This window comes from Streptomyces sp. HUAS MS02 (genome assembly GCF_055702265.1).
This window is the reverse complement of sequence record NZ_CM146747.1, coordinates 8,993,817-9,015,184: the sequence shown is the minus strand read 5'-3', so window position 1 is coordinate 9,015,184 and position 21,368 is coordinate 8,993,817. Positions and strand designations below refer to the sequence as shown.

The following is a 21,368-nucleotide window of genomic DNA, read 5'->3' as shown; positions in this document are numbered from 1 at the left end:
GCCCCGTGCTTTTCGGCCCGAAAGGGCCGTAGGCCCTCAAGGGGCGCGGGGAACTGCGCGAGAAGCCCCCACGCACCCGCACCCGACAACCAGCCCCCCGTGTCCCCCCACTCACGTGTCGAAGTCCACCGTCAATCTGTCCGTGACCGCGTAGGACTGGCAGGTCAGCACATACCCCGCCTCCACCTCCGCCGGTTCCAGAGCGAAGTTGCGCCGCATCTCGGCCCGGCCGTCCGTGACCAGCGCGCGGCAGGTGCCGCAGACCCCGCCCTTGCAGGCGAACGGCAGGTCGGGGCGGGTGCGTTGCGCGCCGTCGAGCACGCTGCGTTCGCGGGGCAGCGCGGCCGTCGTCGTGCGGCCGTCGAGGACGACCGTCACCTCGCTGACGGGCCCCTCGGCGGCGGCCTCCTCGTGCCGCGTCTCGCGGACCGGTTCGTCGTCGGCGTAGAACAGCTCCTGGTGGACGCGGTCGGCGGGGACGCCGAGTCCGTCCAGGACCCGCTGGGCGTCGCGGACCATGCCGTGCGGTCCGCACAGCCACCAGTGGTCCGCCGTGTCGACGTCGACCAGGGAGTCGATCAGCGCCGAGAGCCGGTCGGCGTCCAGGCGGCCGGAGAGCACCTCGGCCTCGCGCGGTTCGCGGGAGAGGACGTGGGCGAGCTGGAAGCGCGCCGGGTACAGGTCCTTGAGGTCGGCCAGTTCGTCGGCGAACATCACCGTGCCCGTGCGGCGGTTGCCGTAGAAGAGGGTTACGGTGGAGCGGGGGTCGGCGGCGAGCACGGACTCGGCGATGGAGACCATGGGGGTGATGCCGGAGCCGGCCGCGATCAGCACATGGTGGCCGGGGGTGGTGAGGTCCGGGGTGAAGAAGCCGGTGGGGGCCATGACCTCGACGGTGTCGCCGGGGCGTACGTCGTTGACCAGCCACGACGAGAACAGTCCGCCCGGCACGACCCGTACCCCGATGCGCGGTGTCGTCCCGGCCGGGGAACAGATCGAGTACGACCGCCGCTCGTCGCGCCCGTCGATCTCGCGCCGCAGCGTCAGCGACTGTCCCGGCGCGAACGCGAACTCCTCCGCCAGCTCCGCCGGAACCTCGAACCCGACGGCGACGGCGTCCTCGCAGAGCGGCTGCACGGCGGCGACCCGCAGACCGTGGAAGGCCGGCCGTCGGCGGGCCCGGGGACGTCCCGCCCCGTTCTGGAGGGTCGGCGCGTCCAGGAGGCCTCTCGTCGGCTCCTTCTCGAGGCCTTTCATCAGATCTCCTTGACGTGCTCGAACGGCTCGCGGCAGGTGTGGCAGCGCCACAGGGACTTGCAGGACGTGGCGGCGAAGCGGGAGGTCTCCTCCGTGTCGGCCGAGCCGCAGCGGGGGCAGGCCACGGACCGCCGGGTGGGGGACAGCAGGAGGTGGACCGGGCCCCGGGGTGCCGCGCCGGGCGGGGCGATGCCGTGTTCCGTCAGCTTGCGGCGGCCGGTGTCGGTGATCCAGTCGGTGGTCCACGGGGGGTTCAACACCGTGCGGATCTCGACGCGTTCGAAGCCGGCGGCGCGCAGTCGCGCCGCCACGTCGGCGCGCATCTCGGCCATGGCCGGACAGCCGGAGTACGTCGGGGTCAGGCTCGCGACGACCGTGCCGTCGGACGTCAGCCGCACCTCGCGCAGGACACCCAGGTCGGCCAGGGTCAGCATCGGCAGCTCGGGGTCCGGCACCTGCTCGGCGATGTGCCTGGCGCGCCGCGCGGCGTCGGTCAGGGTGGTCACCATGTCGCCCCCGGGTGGGCACGGGCCACGCTCTGCAACTCGGCGAGCAGCGGCGCCAGATGTTCCGTGTGGTCACCGGCGCGGCCCGCGCCCGACAGCGGCCGGTACACCGGCATCGGCAGTCCGGCCGCCTCCGTGACCTGGCGGAGTACGCCGACGACCTCGTCCCGTACGTCGCACGCGGTGAACAACTCACCCACGTACGGGGCCACTTGCTCCATGGCCTTACGGATCCGCCGGTGCGACTCGGCGGTGCCGTCGCCCAGCCGTACGGCCCATTCGGCGGCGTACTGCCGGTGGTAGCTCAGCTCCTTGACGCCCTTGGCCGCGATCGCCGCGAGGACCGGGTCCGGGTGCGTGGCCAGCCGCTCGAAGTGCGCGAGGCGCCAGGTGGACAGGACCAGCAGTCGGGCGATCGAGAACGCGAAGTCTCCGCAGGGGAGTTCGGCGAGGCGTACGTTGCGGAAGTCGTCGGGGTCGCGGAAGTAGGCGTAGGCGTCCTCGCCGCGTCCGGTGCCGTCGACCTGCCCGGCACGGGAGTACAGCAGACGGGCCTGGCCGAGCAGGTCGAGCCCGATGTTCGCCAGGGCCACCTCCTCCTCCAGCTCGGGCGCGCGGGTGGTCCATTCGGCGAGCCGCTGGGCACTGACCAGGGCGTCGTCGGCCAACGCGACACAGACGGCGGCCAGTTCGCCGCTGTCGACGCCGTCGGGCACCGCGGTGTCCACACCGTGCAGGGGGTCCTCGAAGCCGGTGCCGTACGCCCAGCGGGTGTCGTCCTCGTGCCCCTCGGCCAGGGTCAGATAGACGTGGTCGTCACTCATACCCTGCTCCTCAGATGTGCGGGACGTCGTCGGGGATGTCGTAGAACGTGGGATGGCGGTACACCTTGTCGGCGCTCGGCTCGAAGAAGGGGTCCTTCTCGTCCCGGGTGGAGGCGGCGATGTACTCGCTGCGCACGACCCAGATCGACACACCCTCGTTACGGCGGGTGTACAGGTCACGGGCGTGCGTGAGCGCCATCTGGTCGTCGGCGGCGTGCAACGAGCCCACATGGACATGGTTCAGACCGCGCTTGCCCCGCACGAACACCTCGTACAGCGGCCAGTCACCCTTGCTCGTGCCGGTCATGCCGCCGTCCCCTTCCGGGCTCGCTCGCTCTGCTTGGCCGCGTGGGCCGTGGCCGCCTCACGCACCCAGGCGCCTTCCTCGTGGGCGGTCCGCCGCCGCTCCATCCGCCGGTCGTTGCAGGGGCCGTCGCCCTTGATGACCCGCATCAGCTCGTCCCAGTCGGGGGTGCCGAAGTCGTGGCAGCCGCGCTCCTCGTTCCACTTCAGGTCCGGGTCGGGCAGGGTGACACCGAGCTTCTCCGCCTGCGGGACCGTCATGTCGACGAACCGCTGCCGCAACTCGTCGTTGGAGTGCCGCTTGATCTTCCACGCCATCGACTGCGCAGAGTTCGGCGAGGCGTCATCGGGCGGACCGAACATCATCAGCGACGGCCACCACCAGCGGTCCACCGCGTCCTGCACCATCGCCCGCTGCTCGCCGGTACCGCGCATCATCGTCAGCAACAGCTCATAGCCCTGCCGCTGATGGAACGACTCCTCCTTGCAGATCCGCACCATCGCCCGCGCATACGGACCGTACGACGACCGGCACAACGGCACCTGATTACAGATCGCCGCACCGTCCACGAACCAGCCGATCACACCCACGTCGGCGAAGCTCGCCGTCGGGTAATTGAAGATCGACGAGTACTTCTGGCGCCCCTCGATCAGCCGCCGCGTGAGATCCGCACGGTCCGCACCCAGCGTCTCCGCCGCCGAGTACAGATACAGCCCGTGCCCCGCCTCGTCCTGCACCTTGGCGAAGAGGATCGCCTTACGGCGCAGCGACGGCGCACGCGTGATCCACTCCCCCTCCGGCTGCATGCCGATGATCTCCGAATGCGCGTGCTGCGCGATCTGCCGCACCAAGGTCCGGCGATACCCCTCCGGCATCCAGTCACGCGGCTCGATCCGCTGGTCCCGCGCGATCGTCGCGTCGAAGTGCTGCTGGAGGGCGTCCTCGGCGTCCCGGGACGGCGCCCCCGCGGAGTCTGTCGTCGTCATCGATACCAGCTTCCCAACCGACCATTCGTTCGGTACCAGTGTGACGCGATTCGAGCGGTCGGGCAAGACCCGCAGCCAGGACACGACCGCAGGCCCCGCCCCGCCGGCTTCCTCAGAGCCCCCGGTGCACCACATTCCCCCCGGTCACCGTGAGGAGCACGGGCGCGTCGGCGACCTCGTCCGCGGGTGCCTCCACAGGGTCGACCCCCAAGGCCGTCAGATCGGCCCGCAGCCCTGAGGCGACCCGGCCGGCGACATCGCCTTCGCCCGCGGCCACCGCCGCGTGACGCGTGCACCCCTCCAGCGCCTGCAGCCCGGTGAGCCCCGCCCCGGACGACGCCGCTCCCTTCGGTGCCCTGGCCGTCGCCAGCACGGCCCGCGCGTCGTAGTGGGCGATGGGCCAGTCCGACCCGAGCGCGACGATCGCACCCGCGTCCCGCAGGTCACGCAGGCGCCAGGCCCGCGCGGCACGCTCCTCCCCCAGCCGCAGCGACCACTCGTCGGACAGATCGGCCCGCGTGTAGTCCGTGTGCGGCGGCTGCATCGAGGCGATGACCCCCACCTCGGCGAACCGCCCGACGAGCTCGTCCGGCACGGACTCGATGTGCTCGATCCGGTGCGCGAGCCGTCCGCCGGGGCCCAACGAGGCGACGGTGTCGAGGACATGACGTACGGCGGCGTCCCCGATCGCGTGTGTCGCCGTACGCACCCCGGCGCGGTGCAGCTCTCGTACGGCGGCGCTGTACGCCGCCGGGTCGGGCCAGAACGCGTCGGTGCCCTGGCCGTGGCAGTCGGGGTGGTCGAGCCATGCGGTGCCGCCCTCGACGGTGCCGTCCATGAAGAACTTCACCCCGCCGACCCGCCAGTGCCGTCCGCCCCGGTTCTGGAGGGCGACGAGTTCCGCGAGGTCGTCCGTGTCGGCGCCGGGCATGCACCAGGGGGCGAAGCGCAGCCGCAGCGGCAGCGGCGACTCCTCGGCGAGCGCACCCACCAGGTCCAGGTCGCCCAGGTCCATGACATGGGCGCCGGTGAGACCGGTGGCCGCCATCGCACGGAGCAACTCGCGCAGCCGGTCGCGGCGTTCGGCGTAGGAAGGCTTCGGCATGAAAGGCTCGACCAGCGCCATCGCGGCGTGCTCGACGAGATGTCCGGTGAGTCGTCCGTCGGCGTCGACGGCGAGGTGCGACCGCTGTGCGAAAGCGCGCGGGCCGGTGATGCCGGCGACCTTGAGCGTGGCCCCGCTGACGAGCGCGGAGTGGCCGTCGTAGAGGCGCAGGAAGGCGGGAGCGCCGTCGAGGACGTCCTCGACGAGGGCGCGGTCGACGGTCCGGCCGGCGAAGACGTTGTGGTCGAGGCCGTAGCCGATGACCCAGCCGTCGACGCGTTCGCCGGAGGCGAGCGCGCCCCGCAGGCCGTCGAGGTCCGTCACGGCCGTCAGGTCGATGCCGGTGGCCATGTCCAGGCCCCACACCGGGTGGCTGTGGCTGTCCACCAGGCCGGGCACCAGTCGGCCCCCGCCCAGGTCCACCACGTCCGTGCCGGGTCCGCGCCAGTCCCGTACGTCCGCTTCCTCACCGAGGGCGGCGATCAGGCCGTCGCGTACGGCGACCGCCGTGGCCCGGGGCCGGGCGGGGTCGAGGGTGCGGACACGGGCGCCGGTGACGACGAGGTCGGCTGTGGGCATGGAGAGGTCTCCTCCGGTGGTGGGGTGGGGGCGGCGGTCGGCCGGTGCGGGGCCGGTGGGATGCGGGGCCGGTGGTCAGTCGCCGGTGCCGGACGGCGGTTCGGCGGCGAAGTGCGCGTAGACCTCCGGCCTGGCGCGGCGCAGCCACCCGGCCAGGACCAGACCGACGACGAGGACGGCCGGGACGAGGACCGCGAGGACGGTGTTGACGGTGCTGGAGGCGCCCGTGAACTGGTCGAGGTGGGTGACGACCAGGGCGATGGCGCCGGTCAGGAGCGCCGCGGCCGCGATGGGGGCGACGACCGTGCGCAGGGCTCCCTCGGTGTGGGTGACGCGCCGGAAGTAGAAGGGCACGGCGAGGGCGGCGAGCAGTTGCAGCAGCATCAGGGCGAGCATTCCGGGGGTGTTCACCCACAGCAGGAGCTGCATGTACGGGTCGGCGCCGGCCGCGGCGAAGGCGAGGACGACGATCGCGCCGAGGACGGTCTGGGCGATGCCCGCGACGTACGGCGAGCGGTGGCGCGGGTGGACGCGGGCCAGGGCCTTGGGCAGGATCCCCTCCTCGGCGAGGGCGAGGCCGTAGCGGTTGATGGCGTTGTGGAAGGCGAGGAGGGAGGCGAGGACGCTGGTGACGATGAGGATCCGCATCAGGTCGGCCGCCCAGGAGCCGACGTAGGTGGTGATGGCGGTGAAGAACAGGTCGGCGGGGTTGGCGCCGGCCGTCGCGATGACCCGGGCGTCGCCGAAGGCCTGGATGACGGTCCATACGATGAACGCGTAGAACAGGCCGAGGAAGCAGATGGCGAGGTAGGTGGCGCGGGGCACCGTGCGCGCCGGGTCGCGGGCCTCGCGGCGGTAGATGACGGTCGACTCGAATCCGGTGAACGCGGCGAACGCGAAGGCCAGGACGGCGACCATGCCGGGGACCATGACGTTGCCGGGGGCGAAGGAGGCCAGGGAGAGGCCGTCGGCGCCGCCCTGGACCAGGACTCCCCCGGCGAGCAGGACGAGGATGCCGGTCTCGGCGACCAGCAGGACACCCAGGAGTTTGGCGCCGAAGTCGATGGAGCGGTAGCCCGCCCAGCCGATGAACAGCAGGCCCACGAGGGAGACGGGCAGCCAGGGGATGTCGGCGCCGAACAGGGCACGGGCGGTGTCCCGGGTGGCGGAGCCGAGCAGGCCGTAGACGCCGATCTCCATGGCGTTGTAGCCGATCAGTGCGAGCAGGGCGGCGCCGATGCCGACGGGGCGGCCGAGGCCCCGGGTGATGTACGCGTAGAAGGCGCCGGCGCTGCGGACGTGGCGGCTCATGGTGGTGAAGCCGACGGCGAACACGGCGAGCGTGAGTCCGGCGAGGAGATAGCCGACGGGGGCGCCGATGCCGCCCATCAGGATGGCGAGCGGGGCGACGCCGGCCATCACGGTGAGCGGGGCGGCGGCGGAGACGACGAAGAAGGCGATGTCGGTGGTGCCGAGCGAGCCGGAGCGCAGGGACGGGGCCGGGGTGGCCGCGTTGCCCGCCGGGTCGGCGACGGTGGCGTCGGGGGTGACGGTCATGAGGGGAAAGCCCTTCTGACTTCGGGCGGGACGGGGAGAGCAGGGCCGTGCGGGATGACCTGACCCATAAACCTAAAGGCTTTCGGTTTTCGCAATGTAGCCTTCACCTCGGACTGCTGGGAAGACCCCGGAGGGGACGGACACCATGGGACGGCCGCGCACACCCCTGCTCGACAGGGAGCGCATCACCACCACCGCGCTGGAACTGCTCGACGCGCAGGGCGAGTTCAGCGTTCCGCAGATCGCTCGGCGGCTCGGGGTGCAGACCGGCTCGGTGTACCACCATGTGGACGGCCGGGACGGCATCGTCGAGCTGCTGCGGGAGCGGGTGGCGGAGGGCATCGACGTCTCCGCCCTCGACCTGCGGCCGTGGGACACGGCCCTCGCCGCGTGGGCCCGCTCCTACCGCGCCGCCTTCGCGGCGCACCCGCGGGCGATCCCGCTGCTGATGACCTCGCCGGTGCGGGCCCCACGCGCCCTCGAACAGTACGAGCGGGCCGTCGGCCTGCTGCTCGACGCGGGCTTCCCGCTGCCGGACGTGATGCCGGTGCTGGTCGCCCTGGAGAACGTCGTCCTCGGCTCGGCGATGGACCTCGCCGCCCCCTTGGCCATGTGGGAGATCACCGACGAGTCGGCGACCCCGCGCCTGGCCCGGGCGCTGGACGCGGCGGGCGCGGGGCGCGCGGACGCCGCCTTCGAGCTGGCCCTCGACGGGTTCCTCGCGCACGCGCGGCGCAGGCTGGAGACGCACGCACAGGTGTAGCGGGACGGACGCGGGGCACGACGCACCCGCAGGCGGTGGAACAGGTACCGGCGCGGCGCAGACACAGGCGGCGGAACGGGTACCGGGCGCGGTCGCGCCGGGAAAACTCCCGTGCGCCGATTCGTACACCTCTGCGATCATCCCGGAATGGCGCAGAGTCTCGAATCGCTGGTCGTCCGGCACACCCACCGCCTGCCCGCCCCCAAGGGGTCCCCCGGTGACGGGACCGCCGCCGCGCGGCAGTTCGACGCGGCGTTGATGGACGTGGGCTTCAAGCTCTCGGCGGAGCTGCTGGAGAGGCTGTCGGGGCTGTCCGAGGCGGCGGTCCTGTACACCGCCCGGCAGACCCTGCGCACGGTGCGCGAGATGGTGGGCGACCACGTCCGGCACAACTCCTACTTCATCGACTTCCCCAGGAACGTCCCGAGCACCGAGGAGTTCTGGACGCGGTGCGTGGCGCACGCCCTCGGCGACGAGAAGGCGCGCGAGGGCGTGCTGACCCAGCTGGCCAACGGGGTGCTGGACCTGCTCAGCCTCCCCACGTACGGCCGGTACCAGCACACCTACGCGGAGATGCTCGCGGCGCAGGACGAGCTGATCGCCTCGGCCGGTGACCGGATCACCGTGCTGCACCCCGGCCGGGACCTGGACGCCGAACTCACCGACCTGTACCTGGCCCTGGCGGGCAGCACGACCCCGCTGGGCGAGGACGACCTGCGCGACCTCGGACTCCTCGCCGAGCGGTGCGCGCTCGGCCCCCAGCCGGAGCGGATCCCGGTGCGGGAGAACCGGGCGGTGGTCAACGAGGCACGGCTCGCCGTCGGCGCGGACCTCCTGCTCGACACCGTCACCGATGTGCTGCGGCTGGCCTGCGCGCTGTCGGACGGCGACGTGACGCTCCAGGAGCCGACCCGGTTCCGGTCCTTCTCGCGGCCGGTGCGGCGGGCGCTGCTCGCTGGCCTCGACGCCGTGATCGCGGCGAACCCGGCCAGGCTGGCCGATGTGCACACGCACCGGGAGCCGTTCAAGCGGCTCGGCGAACGCCTCCACCCGCACGAGTACCCCCGCTGGCCCCACGCCGCCGACGTGTTCGCCGTCGCCCGGGGCGAGAAGGAGGCGCGCTCCTTCGACAGCCGGGTCGAGAAGCTGCTCGACGAGTTCGACATCGCCGGGGCGGCGGCGCTGCTGAAGTCCGCTCCTGGCAAGCTGTTCCGCGCCCTGGACCTCCTGCTGCGCGTCGCCGCCGACCAGGAGGAGCGCGACGCGGTCCTGGACGCGGCTGTGGAGGTCGCGCCCGAGGTCTCCGGCCGGGTCGTCCTGTCGGTCCGCGAGCACCTCCACAACCGGGAGCGGGAGAGCGACGCGCCCCGGGTCTTCGTCAACCGCCGGGGCCGCGCCTGGGTCTCCCCCGACGACCGGGCGCCCGTTCCCGCCGCCGACCGGGACCGGCTGATCGCCGCGCTCGACGCCGAACTGCGGCGTCGGCTCCCGGTGCCCGGGCGGCTGCTGGTCGACCCCGACGTCCTGGACGTGGCGCTGCCGCTCAGCGGCCGGGCGACGGCGGCCGGGCTCGGCGTGCTGCCGCGCGGTTCGGTCTCTGCGGTCACCGGCGGGCGGCTGCGGTTCTTCGTGTACTGGAAGCAGGCCGAGCACCGCACCGACTACGACCTGTCGGCGCTGCTCCTGCACGACGACTACAGCACCGACTCCTGGCTGTCGTACACGTCCCTCACCTCCGTCGGGGGCCGGCACTCGGGCGATGTCACCGAGGCGCCCGAGGGGGCCTCGGAGTTCATCGAGCTGGCCCTGGACCGGGTGCGCAGCACGTTCGTCGTCCCGCAGGTCAACATCTACGCGGGCGAGGGCTTCGAGGAGGTCGAGGAGTCGTTCTTCGGGTTCATGGTGCGCGACCGCGAGCAGAAGGGCCGGCCGTTCGAGCCGCGCACGGTGCGGATGAAGTCGGAACTGCGCGGGGTCGGCCGGGTGGCGCTGCCGCTGGTGTTCCGGCGCGGGGAGGACGGCCGGTGGCGCGCGAAGTGGCTGCACCTGTATCTCAAGGGCATCTCGTCCGCCAACCGGGTCGAGGACAACCAGGCGTCGGTGTCGACGCTGGTGCGTGCCGTCGTGGAGCGCGAGCAGCTGACGGTGGGGTACCTGATCGACCTGATGACCCGTGAGGACACGGTCATGGACCTGTGGGACGGCTCGTCGGCGCCGGACGAGCCCGTGACGTACATCGGTCTGGAACGGCCCGAGGGGCTGCACCCGGACTCCCGGGTCATCACCCTCGAAAATCTGCGCGACCTGATCCCGGGCTGAGTGCTAGCGTGGCCCGTGGCGAGGCCATGAAGGGGCTTCCTTCTCATTCACTCCAAATGAAACCGAGTTCCTTCGCTCTCCTCGCCCTCCGCTTCCACCGGGAGGCGCCCGTGCGGCGCCTCCCGGTGGCGTATGTGCGGCCCGCACGATGCGGCGGACCACCGGTGACTCACTTCCCGAGTGCCGCCCGCGCCACCGTCAGGGCCTGTTCCGCGTAGCCCCGTCCGAACAGCACCGTGTGCACCAGCAGGGGGAAGAGCTGGTGGAGGCCGACGCGGTCCTGCCAGCCGTCGGCGAGGGGTGCCGCCCGCTGGTAGCCGTCCAGGACGTGTCCCAGGTGGGGGCAGCCGAAGAGCGCAAGCATCGCCAGGTCGGTCTCGCGGTGACCGCCGTGCGCGGCCGGGTCGATGAGCCGGGCACGGCCGTCGGCGCCCCACAGGACGTTGCCGTTCCAGAGGTCGCCGTGCAGCCGGGCGGGTGGCTCGGCGGGGCCGGCCAGGGCGGGCAGCCGTGCGCAGACCTCCTCGACCAGTGCGGCCTCGGCGGGGCGGATCGTCCGGTCGTCGACCGCCCGGCGCAGATACGGCAGGACCCGGTGCTCGGCGTACCAGGCGGGCCAGTCGTCGCCGGGGGCGTTGCGCATGGGGGCGCGTCCGATGTACGCGTCCGTCGGGCCGCCGGGCGGTGGGGCGCCGAAGGCGGGTGCGCCGGAGCCGTGCAGGGCGGCCAGTTCGGCGCCGAGGCGGACCGCCGCGCCGGCACTCGGTGCCCCCTGGTCCACCAGGTCGATCACCAGGCGGTTCCCCTCGTGGCCGTGGACCGTCGGCACGCGGACCTCGTCCGCCTCGGCGAGCCAGCGCAGTCCGGCCGCCTCGGCCCGGGCGGCGCCGGGGCCGTCGCCCTGTTTGACGAGCACCTTCCGGCCGTCGTCGAGGGTCACCTCGGTCAGGGTGCCGGACAGTCGGCGCTCGCCGGCCGCCGGGCGGCCGGTGAGCCGGGCCGCGAGGGCACTCGGTGCGGTGCGCTCGCTCACGGCGACCACCTCCGGTTCTCGTCTCCTCAGGCGCTCCACAGGATCCCGCAGGGGGCGGAGTGTGGCACCGGTGACATCTCCTACCCATGTCATGACGTGCAAACGGAACGCTCCGTGGCTCGGCCGATCATTTCGCCGCACCGGCTGTACGTCGAATCGGGGACGCTCTGCCGCGACGACACCGGGTACATGTGGCGGGTCCGGCCGGGATGACGACACAGGTGAACCGCCGCTGATCAGGGGACGCCTTCGGGTGGCCGCTCGTCGTGCGGGCGGGGGCGCGCCCTTCCGGTCGGTCCGCCTCGTCCGGCGTCCGAGCGGCGCACCTTCGCGAACCTTCCGCGCGGCCACGTCGTACGCTCTCCTGCCACGCACCCTCGTGCGCCCTCCGCGCCGGTCGTCGGAGGTGGGTGAGGGGCGCGTGGGCGCGGACCGGCCGATGCTCTGCCTCAGCCGGTGGTTTCCGCATCCCCGGGACGCGAAGTCGCCCCTTTCACGCCGTCCCCGACCGGCCGCCCCGCCTGTTTGGCTTGACCTGCGACACGTGCCGCCCATCCGCACGTGTCGCCCCACCTCGCCGCCTCGCCGGCGTCCACCGCCTCGGCATCCGCCCACGACCACGTCGTACGCGCGCCACCCGAGTCCCGTGTCTCCACAGCGTCCGGTGCCCGCCCGTGTCCGGGCGCGTCCCCGTACGTCCACGCACATCCGCTCACCTCTCGGGAGGGAATGTGACCGCCCCCGTAAGCTCCTTCGAAAGCGCACCGGAGCCCGCCGACGAGCAGCACTTCACCAGTCTCAGCACCCGGGCCGCGCGGCAGCTCGCGACGACCACCAAGTCCGAACCGCAGATGCAGGCCATCACCTCGCGCTGGCTGCTCAGGACGCTGCCGTGGGTGGACGTCAAGGGCGGCACCTACCGGGTCAACCGCCGTCTTCAGCTGCGGATCGGCCGGGGACGGGTGCAGTTCGACCAGAACGGCGCCGACGACGTCAAGGTCATCCCGGAGACCCTGACCGAACTCCCGGCGCTGCGCGGCTACTCCGACATCCCGGCCCTCAGGGAGATCTCCGCCCGGTTCCGGGTGCGAGAGGTGCGGGCCGGCCAGGTGCTGGTGGACGCCGGGCAGCCGGTGACCGAGGCGTATCTCGTGGTGCACGGCAGGTTCACCCGGTACACCACCGGCAAGTACGGCGAGGAAGAGGTCCTCGGCGTCATCAGCGACGGCGACGGGCTGGGCGACGAGGCCATCGGACACGCCGATCCGCTGTGGCTCAGCTCGGTCCGGGCCGAGACCGCCGGGGTGGTGCTGGCGCTCAACTGGGACGTGCTGATGGCGTTCGTGGAGCGCACGCCGTCGCTGGCGGCGCAGTTCGAGGCGTTCGTCGAGCGGCAGCGCAAGCCCATGAACCGCAAGGGCGAGGCCGATGTGCCCCTGGAGGCGGGGCATGTGGGCGAGTTGACGCTGCCGGGCGGCTTCGTCGACTACGATCTCGCGCCCCGCGAGTACGAACTCTCCCTCACCCAGACCGTGTTGCGGGTCCACACCCGGGTCGCGGACCTGTACAACCACCCGATGAACCAGACGGAGCAGCAACTCCGCCTGACCATCGAGGAGATCCGCGAACGCCAGGAGTGGGAACTGGTCAACAACCGTGAGTTCGGGCTGCTGCACAACATCGACTACGGCCAGCGCATCAGCACGTTCTCCGGGCCGCCGACCCCCGACGACATGGACGAACTGCTGTCCATGCGCCGCAGGACCCGCCTCTACCTGGCCCATCCGAAGGCGATCGCGGCGTTCTTCCGGCAGTGCAACCGGCGCGGCCTGGTCCCCGGGACGGTGAACGTCGAGGGGCACGAGATGCCGGCGTGGCGCGGGGTGCCGCTCCTCCCGTGCAGCAAGATCCCGATCACCCCGCAGCACACCACGAGCATCATCGCACTGCGCACGGGCGAGAAGGACCAGGGCGTCGTCGGGCTGCACCAGACGGGCATCCCCGAGGAGTACGAGCCCTCGCTGAACGTGCGTTTCATGGGCGTCGACACCACCGCGATCATGAGCTATCTGGTCACCGCCTACTACTCGATGGCCGTCCTGGTGCCCGACGCGGCCGGGATCCTGGAGAACGTGCAGATCGGGTGGATGCCGGAATGAACGAGCCGTCAAGGGCCGTGGCGCCGCCCTCCCCCGGCATGGCCCCGGAGCCGCCGAGCACCGTCGGCACGCGGCTGCCGGGGCAAGCGAGTCCCGCGCGCACGCAGCTGCCGAAGCCGCCGAGTCCCGCGCGTGCGCGGCAGGCCCGGCGGTCGGGGGCGATCCCCGGGCTGCGGTACCGGCCGGCCGTGCCCGCCGATCCGGTGCGGGCGGCGGAGGTGGACCGCCGGCTGGAGGAGTGGGCGGAGCGCCTCGACCTGTTCCCCCGGGAGTGGCGGGGGCAGTTCGAGCGTTTCGGTCTGGGCCGGGCGATCGTGCTGGCGCATCCGGGCGGAGCCGGTCTCGAACACCTCGCCGCCGCCGGGAAGCTGCTGCTCGCCGAGCATCTGGTCGACAACGTCTACTGCGAGGTCGACGAGGGCAAGGGCGGCTCGCCGCGCGGCCTCGGGGGCCGGCTGCTGATGGCCCAGTCGGCACTCGACCCGCTGCACGCCACCCCGGAGACGCAGGAGCGGTGGGCGCGGGGCGTACGGGCCGACGGTCCGCTGCGGTCGTACCACTTCGCGCTGCGGGACTACGCCGCCCTGGCCACGCCCAGCCAGACCGACCGGCTCGTCCACGACCTCGCCCGGCTGCATCTGGGCTACCTCGGTGAGGCGGCCTGGGCCGAGACGAACCATATGCCGCAGGTCTGGGAGTACCTGGTGATGCGGCAGTTCAACAACTTCCGGCCCTGTCTGTCGGTGGTCGACGCCGTGGACGGCTGGGAGTTGCCGGAGAGCCTGTACGCCCGGCCCGAGGTCCAGCGGATCACCGCGCTGGCCGGGAACGCGGCCACCATCGTCAACGACCTGTACTCCTTCACCAAGGAGTTGTCGAACGACCCGGGCCATCTCAATCTGCCCGTCGTCATCGCCGCGAACGAGCGGTGCGGGCTGAAGGCGGCCTATCTGGAGGCCGTCGAGATCCACAACCGGATCATGGAGGCGTTCGAGGAGGAGTCCGCGGCACTGTCCGGGACCTCCCCGCCGATCGCGCGCTACGTCACCGGGCTCGCCGCGTGGATGGCCGGCAACCACGAGTGGCACGCCACCCACACCGAGCGCTACGCCCTGCCCGACTACTGGTAGCGCGCCGGGTCGGCCGACACCCGTCACAGCCTCGGGGCTCCGCCCCGGGCCCGTTCGCGCAGTTCCCCGCACCCCTGAGCCCCGCGCCCCCGAAGGGGCGTGGGCAACGGCCCCCGGGGGCTGAATTGCCGCCGGGTGGTTCCGGGCGCACGCTGGAACGAGGAGGGGCCTTGACGGACAGGGGGCGCGGCAGAAGGGCGCGACGTCATGCCCTCGCTCAAGCATCTCGTCCGGGAGACCGGCCGTGTCGCGTGGTCGTGGCCGCCGGCCGGGGCGCGTCGGGCACGGCGGATCGCCGTGCTCCTCAGAACCGCGCTCACCGCCAATTCTGCCTTCGTGCCGCTGGCCGCCGCGCTGATCGTCCTCGCCGTGACGGGTGTCATCCAGGACGTCTCCGCGCAGTGGTCCACGCTGGAGTGGATCGCGCTCGTCCTGGCCGTCGTGCTCGTGCTGCTGGCGGTCAGCCGTCGGCGCTCCCGACCGGTGCGGATCCTCTCCTTCAAGAACCTCGTCGCCGGGGACGACGTGGGAGAGCTCGACAAGGTCGCGGCGGGCTTCGCCGAACTGCTGCACAGCGAGATCGAGCGGATCTCCGAGCTGGTCAGACAGGAACCGTTCATCACACCCGCCGACGTGCTCAACCCGGCGGGTGAGCGGGGCGAGATGGTGCTGCGGTCGTCGGCGCGGGTGCCGTTCAAGTCCGGTGTCGCGACGACCGGGCTGCACGGGGACATCAACACGACCGAGATCGGGACGGTCGCCCTGGGCCCGTTGCAGCTCCAGGTCGGCACGGTGCTCACGCTCGTGGAGCGCGCCTTCGGTCGGACCCTGCAGGGTTCGCTGGTGGAGACCGACGGGGTGCTGCGGGTCGTCGCCTCCCAGTCCGGCCACGACGCCCGCACCTGGTCGGCGCAGACGGACGTCCCCGCCGACGCCGACATACGCCGGGCCAGCGCCGTCCTCGCCCGGGAGTTGGCCCACCGCATCGAACTGGACCGGCCCGGCGCCTCGGAGTCGGGAGCGGACGTCGACAGCTTCCAACGCCTGGTGGACGGTCTGGAGAGCTACCAGCGGTTCCAGCGCGAGGGGCTGCTGCACCATCTCGACGCGGCGGAGGAGCACTTCCGCGCGGCGCTCTCGCACAGCCCCGGCTACGCCGCCGCGTACCACAACCTCGGGCTGGTCTACCGGGAGCAGCGGCGCATCCGCACCGACATCGGGCTCCGGGCCTCGGCCGTGGTGCGCAGCGCGGCCACGCTGATGTGGCAGAAGGCCGTCACCCTCGACCCGACCCTCGCCCCCGCCCGTATCCAGCTCGCCAGAGCCGCGCTCGAACAGGCCGAGCACCCGGACGTCGAGGCACCGAAGCGCGCCGAACTCCTCGACCAGGCGGCCCAGTCGGCCCGCAGCGCCCTGGGCCAGGCCGCCGACGGTCACCCCATGGACGCCGCGCTCGCCTCGTACTGGCTCGGGGTGACCCTGCTGCGCCAGGACGCCGAGCGGAGGCAGCCCGTCGAGTCGGGCGGGGTCCACGCCGGATCGGGGCCGACCGGCACCGGGACGGGTCCGGCCGACGCCAAGGTGCGCGAGGCGCTGCGGCACTTCCGCCGCACCGAGCAGGACCTGGTCGACGAACGGGCCCGCCGACTGGTCCTGGACGGCGACGAGTTGGCGGTACGGCCGTTGACCGAGCGGATCGCCCACGTCGTCGCGATGCGGTCCGAGTGCTGGTTCCGGCTCGCCGGGGAAGCCTGCGACCGGTCGGGGCGCCGGGCCCGCCGCAAGGCCGACCGGTACATCCGTACGGCCATCCGCTGGGCGCCCGACATGGCCGAACTGCACGCGCTGCGGGGGCGCATGCTGCAGCGGCACAACCGTGAGGGCGCGCTCTTCGCGTGTCTGGAGGCGATCCAGCGGGACCCGCAGAACCACCATGTGGCGGTGCGGGACGTCGGGCTGTTCGCGGCCGGATCACCGGAGGCCGGTGGCACACGGGCGCTGGCGACCGCCCTGTTCACCGTCGCCGCCCACCAGCACCCCGACGACGCCGAGGCCTGGCTGCTGCTCGCCGTCAACCAGATGTTCTGGAGGGGGAACCAGTTCGCCGCCCGGGGCCTCGCGGGCATGGCGTTGGCCCTCGAACCCGGCCGCGAGGACGTACGCCGGATCGTGAACGCGTACTGGCCGTCGCCGTACGGCGCCGCCGAGGACGACGACCACGCCGACGGATCCGCGCGGTCGGCAGGTGCGGAGGCGCCGGCCCGGAAGATGCCCTTCACCCTGCGCTGGGCGCGCGCCTGGGCCCATGCCCGGGAGGCGCAGCAGCACTTCGACGAAGGCGGGCTGCGGGAGGCCCTGGCCGAGATCGAGTCGCTGCGGGCCGCGCCGGGCACGTCCGCGCCCGAGGTATCCCTGGCCGCGCGGGAGATCGGGCTGTTGCAGGGAGCGCTCGCCGGACTGATCCGGCCCTCCGACCGTCAGCGTCGCCACTGGGCGGCGGCGGTCGAGGAGTTGACCCGCGCGGTCCGCGAGGGCCTGCCGGCCGGGCTGGAGGCACCGCCGCAGTGGAACGTCGACCTCGGCGACGCGCACGCGGCCCTCGGCGACTCGCTGTCCGACGCCGAGCACGCGAAGTCGGCCGCGGAGAGCTACCGGCGGGCCGTCGCGCAGTACGACGCCGTTCTCGACCGGCCGCCGAAGACCGTGTGCCCGCGCTACCGCTCGGGGCGCCGGGGCCAGGAACGGCTGACGGAACTGTCCGCCGAACCGCCGGACCTGCCCACCAGGGCGCGGGCCCTCGCGGGGCGGGCGGCGGTGTACGTACGGCAGGGGCGGGCGAGCGACGCCGTGCGGGACTGCCGGGACGCGCTGAAGCTGGCGCCGCTGTACGCGTATCCACGGTTCACCCTGGCGCGGCTGTACCGCGACCAGCGAGCCCAGTACGACCTGGCGGAGCAGACCCTGCTGCGGCTGATCGAGCTGCTCCCGGCCGGCGAGCAGCGGGACCTGGCGCGCCTCGAACTGGCCGTCACCCATCGGCGACGGGCGGAGACCACGCAGGGCGACGAGCGCGCCGGACTGCTGGAGCGGGCCCGGGAGGAGTTGGTCGACGCCACGCTGGAGGCGTCCCTGAGCGCGGATCTGGAGGCCCGGATGCACGAGGAGCTGGCCGACGTCCTCGATCTGCTGGGCCGCTCGGACGACGCGGTCGTCGCGCTGCGCTCGATCGGTGACACCGCGAGCCGGTCGGGGGCGGGCCGGCACCACGAGCTGATCGCCCATCTGATCGCCGGGCGGGAGCAGCCGTGGGAGGTGGAGCAGGAGCTGATCGAGGCGCAGGACGCCTGCGCGGCCCGGCTGGAGGCGTTCCACGGCACGGACGAGGAACCTCCGCTGCGGGCCGCGCTGGTCACGCTCACCGCGCGGCTCGCGATGTTCTACGCGGAGCAGGGCATCCGGCTGGACGAGGCACGGTTCCTGGCGGAGGGTGCCCTGAAGAGTGCGCGGCAGGTGCTGGAGCCCGGTCGGATGGCCCTGTGCGAGGACGCCTGCGGTTGGGTCGCCTACCGGCAGGGGCGCCTGGAGGAGGCCGTCGACCTCCTCCAGGACGCCGTCGAGCACTCCGGTGGTCATGCCCGTCAGTGGGCGCACCTGGCCCTGGCCCTCGAGGCGCGCGACGACCCCGAGGGCGTCGACCGCGCCCGCGACATCTGGCAGCAGATCGCCGAGCAGTTCCCCCACAGCGACGCCGCGGACCAGGCCCGCCGCCACCTCACCACCGCGTCCCCGTGAGGGCGGGCGGTACGGCACTCAGGCGAGCGACGGGCCGGACGCCCGGCTCACGGCTCACGGCTCACGTGGGGGGTGGGCGTGGGGCGTGGGGGTCACGGTTCCGTGGTCTCGGATTCGAGGGAGGCGCGGGTGGCCTCGCCGTACACGCCCGACTCGTCCTTCAGGAGGACGCGCGTCAGCTGGTAGCCGCGGACCGCGTTCTGGACCCCACGGTCGTAGTCGCCGTCGGCGTCTCCGTTGTACAGGCCGACCTGGCGGAGACGGAGCTGGAGTTCGGTGACCTCCGCGCCCCGGTCGCCGAGACCGAGGACGGGAGGCGGCCCGTCGGGGACGGTGGGCGAGGGGGCCGCCGTCAGCGTGGCGTCGCCTCCCGAGGGGTCCCTGGTCAGGGTGGCCGACGGGCCGGGCGTCGCCTCGGTCGCGGTCGTGGTCGGGGTCGCCCCGGGCGAGGTGGACGCGGTGCCGGACGGGGACGCCGTGGAGCCCGTGGGGGACGGGGTCGCCGACCGCGACGCCTCCTGGGCGGCCGCCGCGTCCGGGATGCCGGCCCTCATGTCGTCGGGGTCCGAGCCGTCCCGCGACGGTGCCTCGTAGGAGAAGAGGCCGCCGATGATCCCGCCGGTCACCAGGACGGCGGCCGCGGCGGCGCCCACCCCGGCGGCCAGCGCCACCCGACGACGCCGCCGACCACCCGGCTCCCGCCCGTCCGAGCGCTGTGCGTCCACGTCCACGTCCACGTCAGCATCAACGTGGTCGTCCGGAGTCGGAACGTCGGCCGCGGCCGGCGCGGCCTCTTCGGCGGTGGGAAACAGCTCCTCGGCCGAGGGCGGTGTGCCGTGCGGCTCGCCGTCGTCGTCGCCGACCTGTACGAACGGGCGTATGCGCACCGGGTCGAAGTCCTCGGCGGCCTCGGCCTGTGCCGCGCGCACGTCCCGATGAGCTTCCGACGCGAGGCGGCCGCAGGAACAGGCCGGGGTGCCGTCCGCCGCCCGGGGCGTTCCGCACTGCGGGCAGACAGGGGCTGTCGGTTCACTCACGCGTGGTCTCTCTTCGAACGGGTTTCAGAATTTAAACAGATCTTCTCCACGGAATCGCCAAGACTTGATTGAAACACGAACCAGGTGGCGACGCTGACTCAAGTCCCGCCACACAACGGCGCGTTCGCGCTCATGAGGACTTCATGCGTCGGGACTGGTGCGCGACCCGCTCCTCGGTGTGTCATGCCTCTGACATCAACCCCGCGTGCCCGCAGCGGAAGGAACCCCGTGAGTCAGACCCGTCCCCGTCGCCGTCCTCGTTCCCGCCCTCGTGTCCGCGCCCGCGCCCTCTGCGCGGCCGCCGCGCTCGCCCTGGGCGTGCCCGTCGCGTTCTCGGGCCCCGCCGCCGCGGCCGCCCCCACGTACGCGGTGTACCTGCAGAACTCCGTCACCGGCCTGAACGCGGCGGCCTCCGGCGGTACGGTCGCCGCGCACAACCCCAAGGGCAACGAGGACCACCAGCAGTGGACGCCCGTCGCGGTCACCGGGGGCCACCAACTGCGCAGCACCGACCAGTCGGGGATCTGCCTCGGACGCGGCGGCACCTCCGCGGTGACCGCGACCTGCGGCGCGGACGGCACCACGTGGACGGTCACCGAGGCCGCGAACAGCACGTACACCATCGGTGTGCCGGGGACCTCGCAGTACCTGACGGGCGCGTCCTCCGACGCCGCCCTCGTGCAGGTCGGGCCGAACGGCTCCTACGCCCGCTGGCACCTCACACCGGTGTCCTACGCGACGTCGCCCATGCCCTCCACCGACACCCGCACGCTCGACCAGGTCTCGTTCCTCACCTCGCACAACGCCTACGCGAACGGGGCCGACGGGAACTTCGCGTCGTTCCCCGTCAGCCTGTTCCCGAACCAGGCGCGGGGTGTGAGCCGCCAACTCACCGACGGGGTGAGGGGGTTCATGCTGGACGCGTACACCGTGTCCGGGCAGGCGATGCTCTGCCACAACAGCTGTGACGGGGTGAGCAACCCGGTGCCGCTCGCCACCGGCCTCCAGCGCATGGTCACTTTCCTCAAGGCCAACCCGGGTCAGTTCGTCACCGTCTTCGTGGAGGACTACACCTCCTCGGACGTGCTGAAATCGTCGCTGGCTTCCGTGAACGGCCTGTCCGACGTGCTGTACCGGCCGGACCAGGAGGGTGTGGCGACGAGCGGCTGGCCGAGGATGGCGGACCTCGCGGCCCGGGGCAAGCAGCTGCTGATCTTCAGCGACCGCACCCGCGCGAGCGACACCTCCGCCGGCTACGTCACCCGCGACACGTTCGGGGTGATGTACCAGCGCGAGTGGACCGTCGAGAACTACTGGTCCATGGGCGGCGGGCTCGGCGGCTCCGACTGGTCCTGCTACAGCCGCTGGGGCACCGCCAGACCGCTCACCACGGACTCCGCCGCCTTCCACCCGCTGTTCGTGATGAACCACTTCCGCGACTACACGATCGGCGGTACGACGGAGACGGACAACGCCAAGCTGGGCAACCGGGCGCAGAACTTCTGCACCCCGGCCGCGCGCAAGAAGCCCAACTACCTCGCTGTGGACCGCTACGAGCTGGGTTCACCGTCACCGCTGACGACCGTCGGGAACCTGAACACCTACGTCCTCACGGCCGGGCAGTAGCCGCCGCCCCGACGGGCGGACCGGCGGACAGCCCGCCGGACCGTCCGTCGCCGGGCGTCGCCCCGCCCACCGCGCGCCCACCCTGCGGGGCACCGAACGCATGTTCCGCAGTACGGGCAGATGGTTCCGGGAGAGCTTCGCCCGCTCCCCGCCGCCCGCGATCAGGGCGTTGACCGACGCCATCGGGTCGGCGCCGGCCGACCGCGCCACCAACGCGCCGACCACCAGCGGCAACAGCACCACCGCGAGGGCCGAACCGGTGGCGGTGGCCGTGGCGGTGACCTGGCGGAGGGGGCGCGGGCGCGAGGTGTGCGTGTCCATGACGCCAGTGCATCACCGGGACGGGGCGTCCCGTATCGGACCACATACTCAGGTCGCCCCGTCCGACGTA

General features: G+C 72.6%; 16 protein-coding genes. 6 read left to right on the top strand and 10 right to left on the bottom strand.

The window, feature by feature from the left end; genetic code table 11:
• Window positions 1-111 precede the first annotated feature (111 nt).
• The 7 genes from paaE to ACZ9QC_RS38895 form a co-directional block, all read right to left on the bottom strand.
• Window positions 112-1,257, bottom strand: coding sequence for a 1,2-phenylacetyl-CoA epoxidase subunit PaaE (gene paaE / locus ACZ9QC_RS38925; RefSeq protein WP_472917408.1), 1,146 nt, complete (start codon window positions 1,255-1,257; stop codon window positions 112-114).
• Window positions 1,257-1,766 (bottom strand): 1,2-phenylacetyl-CoA epoxidase subunit PaaD, encoded by a 510-nt coding sequence (gene paaD / locus ACZ9QC_RS38920; protein WP_472917407.1) that lies wholly within the window; start codon window positions 1,764-1,766, stop codon window positions 1,257-1,259. The genes paaE and paaD overlap by 1 nt, the downstream gene beginning before the upstream one ends.
• Window positions 1,760-2,587, bottom strand: a complete 828-nt coding sequence (gene paaC, locus ACZ9QC_RS38915; RefSeq protein ID WP_472917406.1) for a 1,2-phenylacetyl-CoA epoxidase subunit PaaC — start codon at window positions 2,585-2,587, stop codon at window positions 1,760-1,762. Before paaC ends, paaD begins: the two co-directional genes overlap by 7 nt.
• Before the next feature lie 10 nt (window positions 2,588-2,597).
• Window positions 2,598-2,894, bottom strand: a complete 297-nt coding sequence (paaB, locus tag ACZ9QC_RS38910; protein ID WP_472917405.1) for a 1,2-phenylacetyl-CoA epoxidase subunit PaaB — start codon at window positions 2,892-2,894, stop codon at window positions 2,598-2,600.
• Window positions 2,891-3,877, bottom strand: coding sequence for a 1,2-phenylacetyl-CoA epoxidase subunit PaaA (paaA, locus tag ACZ9QC_RS38905; RefSeq protein ID WP_472917404.1), 987 nt, complete (start codon window positions 3,875-3,877; stop codon window positions 2,891-2,893). Before paaA ends, paaB begins: the two co-directional genes overlap by 4 nt.
• Window positions 3,878-3,989: 112 nt before the next feature.
• The gene (locus ACZ9QC_RS38900; protein WP_472917403.1) at window positions 3,990-5,561 is read right to left on the bottom strand and encodes an amidohydrolase; all 1,572 of its coding nucleotides are present in this window, start codon (window positions 5,559-5,561) and stop codon (window positions 3,990-3,992) included.
• 75 nt (window positions 5,562-5,636) lie between these two features.
• The gene (locus ACZ9QC_RS38895) at window positions 5,637-7,118 is read right to left on the bottom strand and encodes an APC family permease (protein ID WP_472917402.1); all 1,482 of its coding nucleotides are present in this window, start codon (window positions 7,116-7,118) and stop codon (window positions 5,637-5,639) included.
• A gap of 145 nt (window positions 7,119-7,263) precedes the next feature.
• On the opposite strand from ACZ9QC_RS38895, the gene ACZ9QC_RS38890 reads away from it, so the two are divergent.
• Window positions 7,264-7,881 (top strand): TetR/AcrR family transcriptional regulator, encoded by a 618-nt coding sequence (locus ACZ9QC_RS38890; RefSeq protein WP_472917401.1) that lies wholly within the window; start codon window positions 7,264-7,266, stop codon window positions 7,879-7,881.
• Between the two features lie 147 nt (window positions 7,882-8,028).
• Window positions 8,029-10,200: a TerD family protein gene (locus tag ACZ9QC_RS38885; protein ID WP_472917400.1), complete on the top strand. Its 2,172-nt coding sequence runs from the start codon at window positions 8,029-8,031 to the stop codon at window positions 10,198-10,200.
• A gap of 169 nt (window positions 10,201-10,369) precedes the next feature.
• On the opposite strand, the gene ACZ9QC_RS38880 is transcribed toward ACZ9QC_RS38885, so the two are convergent.
• Window positions 10,370-11,233, bottom strand: coding sequence for a fructosamine kinase family protein (locus ACZ9QC_RS38880; RefSeq protein ID WP_472917399.1), 864 nt, complete (start codon window positions 11,231-11,233; stop codon window positions 10,370-10,372).
• 731 nt (window positions 11,234-11,964) lie between these two features.
• On the opposite strand from ACZ9QC_RS38880, the gene ACZ9QC_RS38875 reads away from it, so the two are divergent.
• The 3 genes from ACZ9QC_RS38875 (at window position 11,965) to ACZ9QC_RS38865 (ending at window position 18,314) form a co-directional block, all read left to right on the top strand.
• Window positions 11,965-13,392, top strand: coding sequence for a family 2B encapsulin nanocompartment shell protein (locus tag ACZ9QC_RS38875; RefSeq protein WP_472917398.1), 1,428 nt, complete (start codon window positions 11,965-11,967; stop codon window positions 13,390-13,392).
• The gene (locus ACZ9QC_RS38870) at window positions 13,389-14,522 is read left to right on the top strand and encodes a family 2 encapsulin nanocompartment cargo protein terpene cyclase (protein WP_472917397.1); all 1,134 of its coding nucleotides are present in this window, start codon (window positions 13,389-13,391) and stop codon (window positions 14,520-14,522) included. Before ACZ9QC_RS38875 ends, ACZ9QC_RS38870 begins: the two co-directional genes overlap by 4 nt.
• 207 nt (window positions 14,523-14,729) lie before the next feature.
• Window positions 14,730-18,314, top strand: a complete 3,585-nt coding sequence (locus tag ACZ9QC_RS38865; protein WP_472917396.1) for a tetratricopeptide repeat protein — start codon at window positions 14,730-14,732, stop codon at window positions 18,312-18,314.
• A 92-nt stretch (window positions 18,315-18,406) separates the two neighbouring features.
• Here the strand turns inward: ACZ9QC_RS38865 and ACZ9QC_RS38860 are convergent, their stop codons facing one another.
• Window positions 18,407-19,351 (bottom strand): peptidoglycan-binding domain-containing protein, encoded by a 945-nt coding sequence (locus tag ACZ9QC_RS38860; RefSeq protein ID WP_472917395.1) that lies wholly within the window; start codon window positions 19,349-19,351, stop codon window positions 18,407-18,409.
• 228 nt (window positions 19,352-19,579) lie between these two features.
• On the opposite strand from ACZ9QC_RS38860, the gene ACZ9QC_RS38855 reads away from it, so the two are divergent.
• The gene (locus tag ACZ9QC_RS38855; protein ID WP_472917394.1) at window positions 19,580-20,977 is read left to right on the top strand and encodes a phospholipase; all 1,398 of its coding nucleotides are present in this window, start codon (window positions 19,580-19,582) and stop codon (window positions 20,975-20,977) included.
• Here the strand turns inward: ACZ9QC_RS38855 and ACZ9QC_RS38850 are convergent.
• Window positions 20,921-21,298 carry a hypothetical protein gene (locus ACZ9QC_RS38850; protein WP_472917393.1) on the bottom strand — a complete coding sequence of 126 codons (378 nt, stop codon included), beginning with the start codon at window positions 21,296-21,298 and terminating at the stop codon, window positions 20,921-20,923. The genes ACZ9QC_RS38855 and ACZ9QC_RS38850 overlap by 57 nt on opposite strands.
• Between the last annotated feature and the right edge of the window lie 70 nt (window positions 21,299-21,368).

What these genes read in the sequence shown, in the direction of transcription:
- paaE (WP_472917408.1), bottom strand. Translation starts at nt 1,257, where the DNA reads ATGAAAGGCCTCGAGAAGGAGCCGACGAGAGGCCTCCTGGACGCGCCG.
- paaD (WP_472917407.1), bottom strand. Translation starts at nt 1,766, where the DNA reads ATGGTGACCACCCTGACCGACGCCGCGCGGCGCGCCAGGCACATCGCC.
- paaC (WP_472917406.1), bottom strand. Translation starts at nt 2,587, where the DNA reads ATGAGTGACGACCACGTCTATCTGACCCTGGCCGAGGGGCACGAGGAC.
- paaB (WP_472917405.1), bottom strand. Translation starts at nt 2,894, where the DNA reads ATGACCGGCACGAGCAAGGGTGACTGGCCGCTGTACGAGGTGTTCGTG.
- paaA (WP_472917404.1), bottom strand. Translation starts at nt 3,877, where the DNA reads ATGACGACGACAGACTCCGCGGGGGCGCCGTCCCGGGACGCCGAGGAC.
- ACZ9QC_RS38900 (WP_472917403.1), bottom strand. Translation starts at nt 5,561, where the DNA reads ATGCCCACAGCCGACCTCGTCGTCACCGGCGCCCGTGTCCGCACCCTC.
- ACZ9QC_RS38895 (WP_472917402.1), bottom strand. Translation starts at nt 7,118, where the DNA reads ATGACCGTCACCCCCGACGCCACCGTCGCCGACCCGGCGGGCAACGCG.
- ACZ9QC_RS38890 (WP_472917401.1), top strand. Translation starts at nt 7,264, where the DNA reads ATGGGACGGCCGCGCACACCCCTGCTCGACAGGGAGCGCATCACCACC.
- ACZ9QC_RS38885 (WP_472917400.1), top strand. Translation starts at nt 8,029, where the DNA reads ATGGCGCAGAGTCTCGAATCGCTGGTCGTCCGGCACACCCACCGCCTG.
- ACZ9QC_RS38870 (WP_472917397.1), top strand. Translation starts at nt 13,389, where the DNA reads ATGAACGAGCCGTCAAGGGCCGTGGCGCCGCCCTCCCCCGGCATGGCC.
- ACZ9QC_RS38865 (WP_472917396.1), top strand. Translation starts at nt 14,730, where the DNA reads ATGCCCTCGCTCAAGCATCTCGTCCGGGAGACCGGCCGTGTCGCGTGG.
- ACZ9QC_RS38850 (WP_472917393.1), bottom strand. Translation starts at nt 21,298, where the DNA reads ATGGACACGCACACCTCGCGCCCGCGCCCCCTCCGCCAGGTCACCGCC.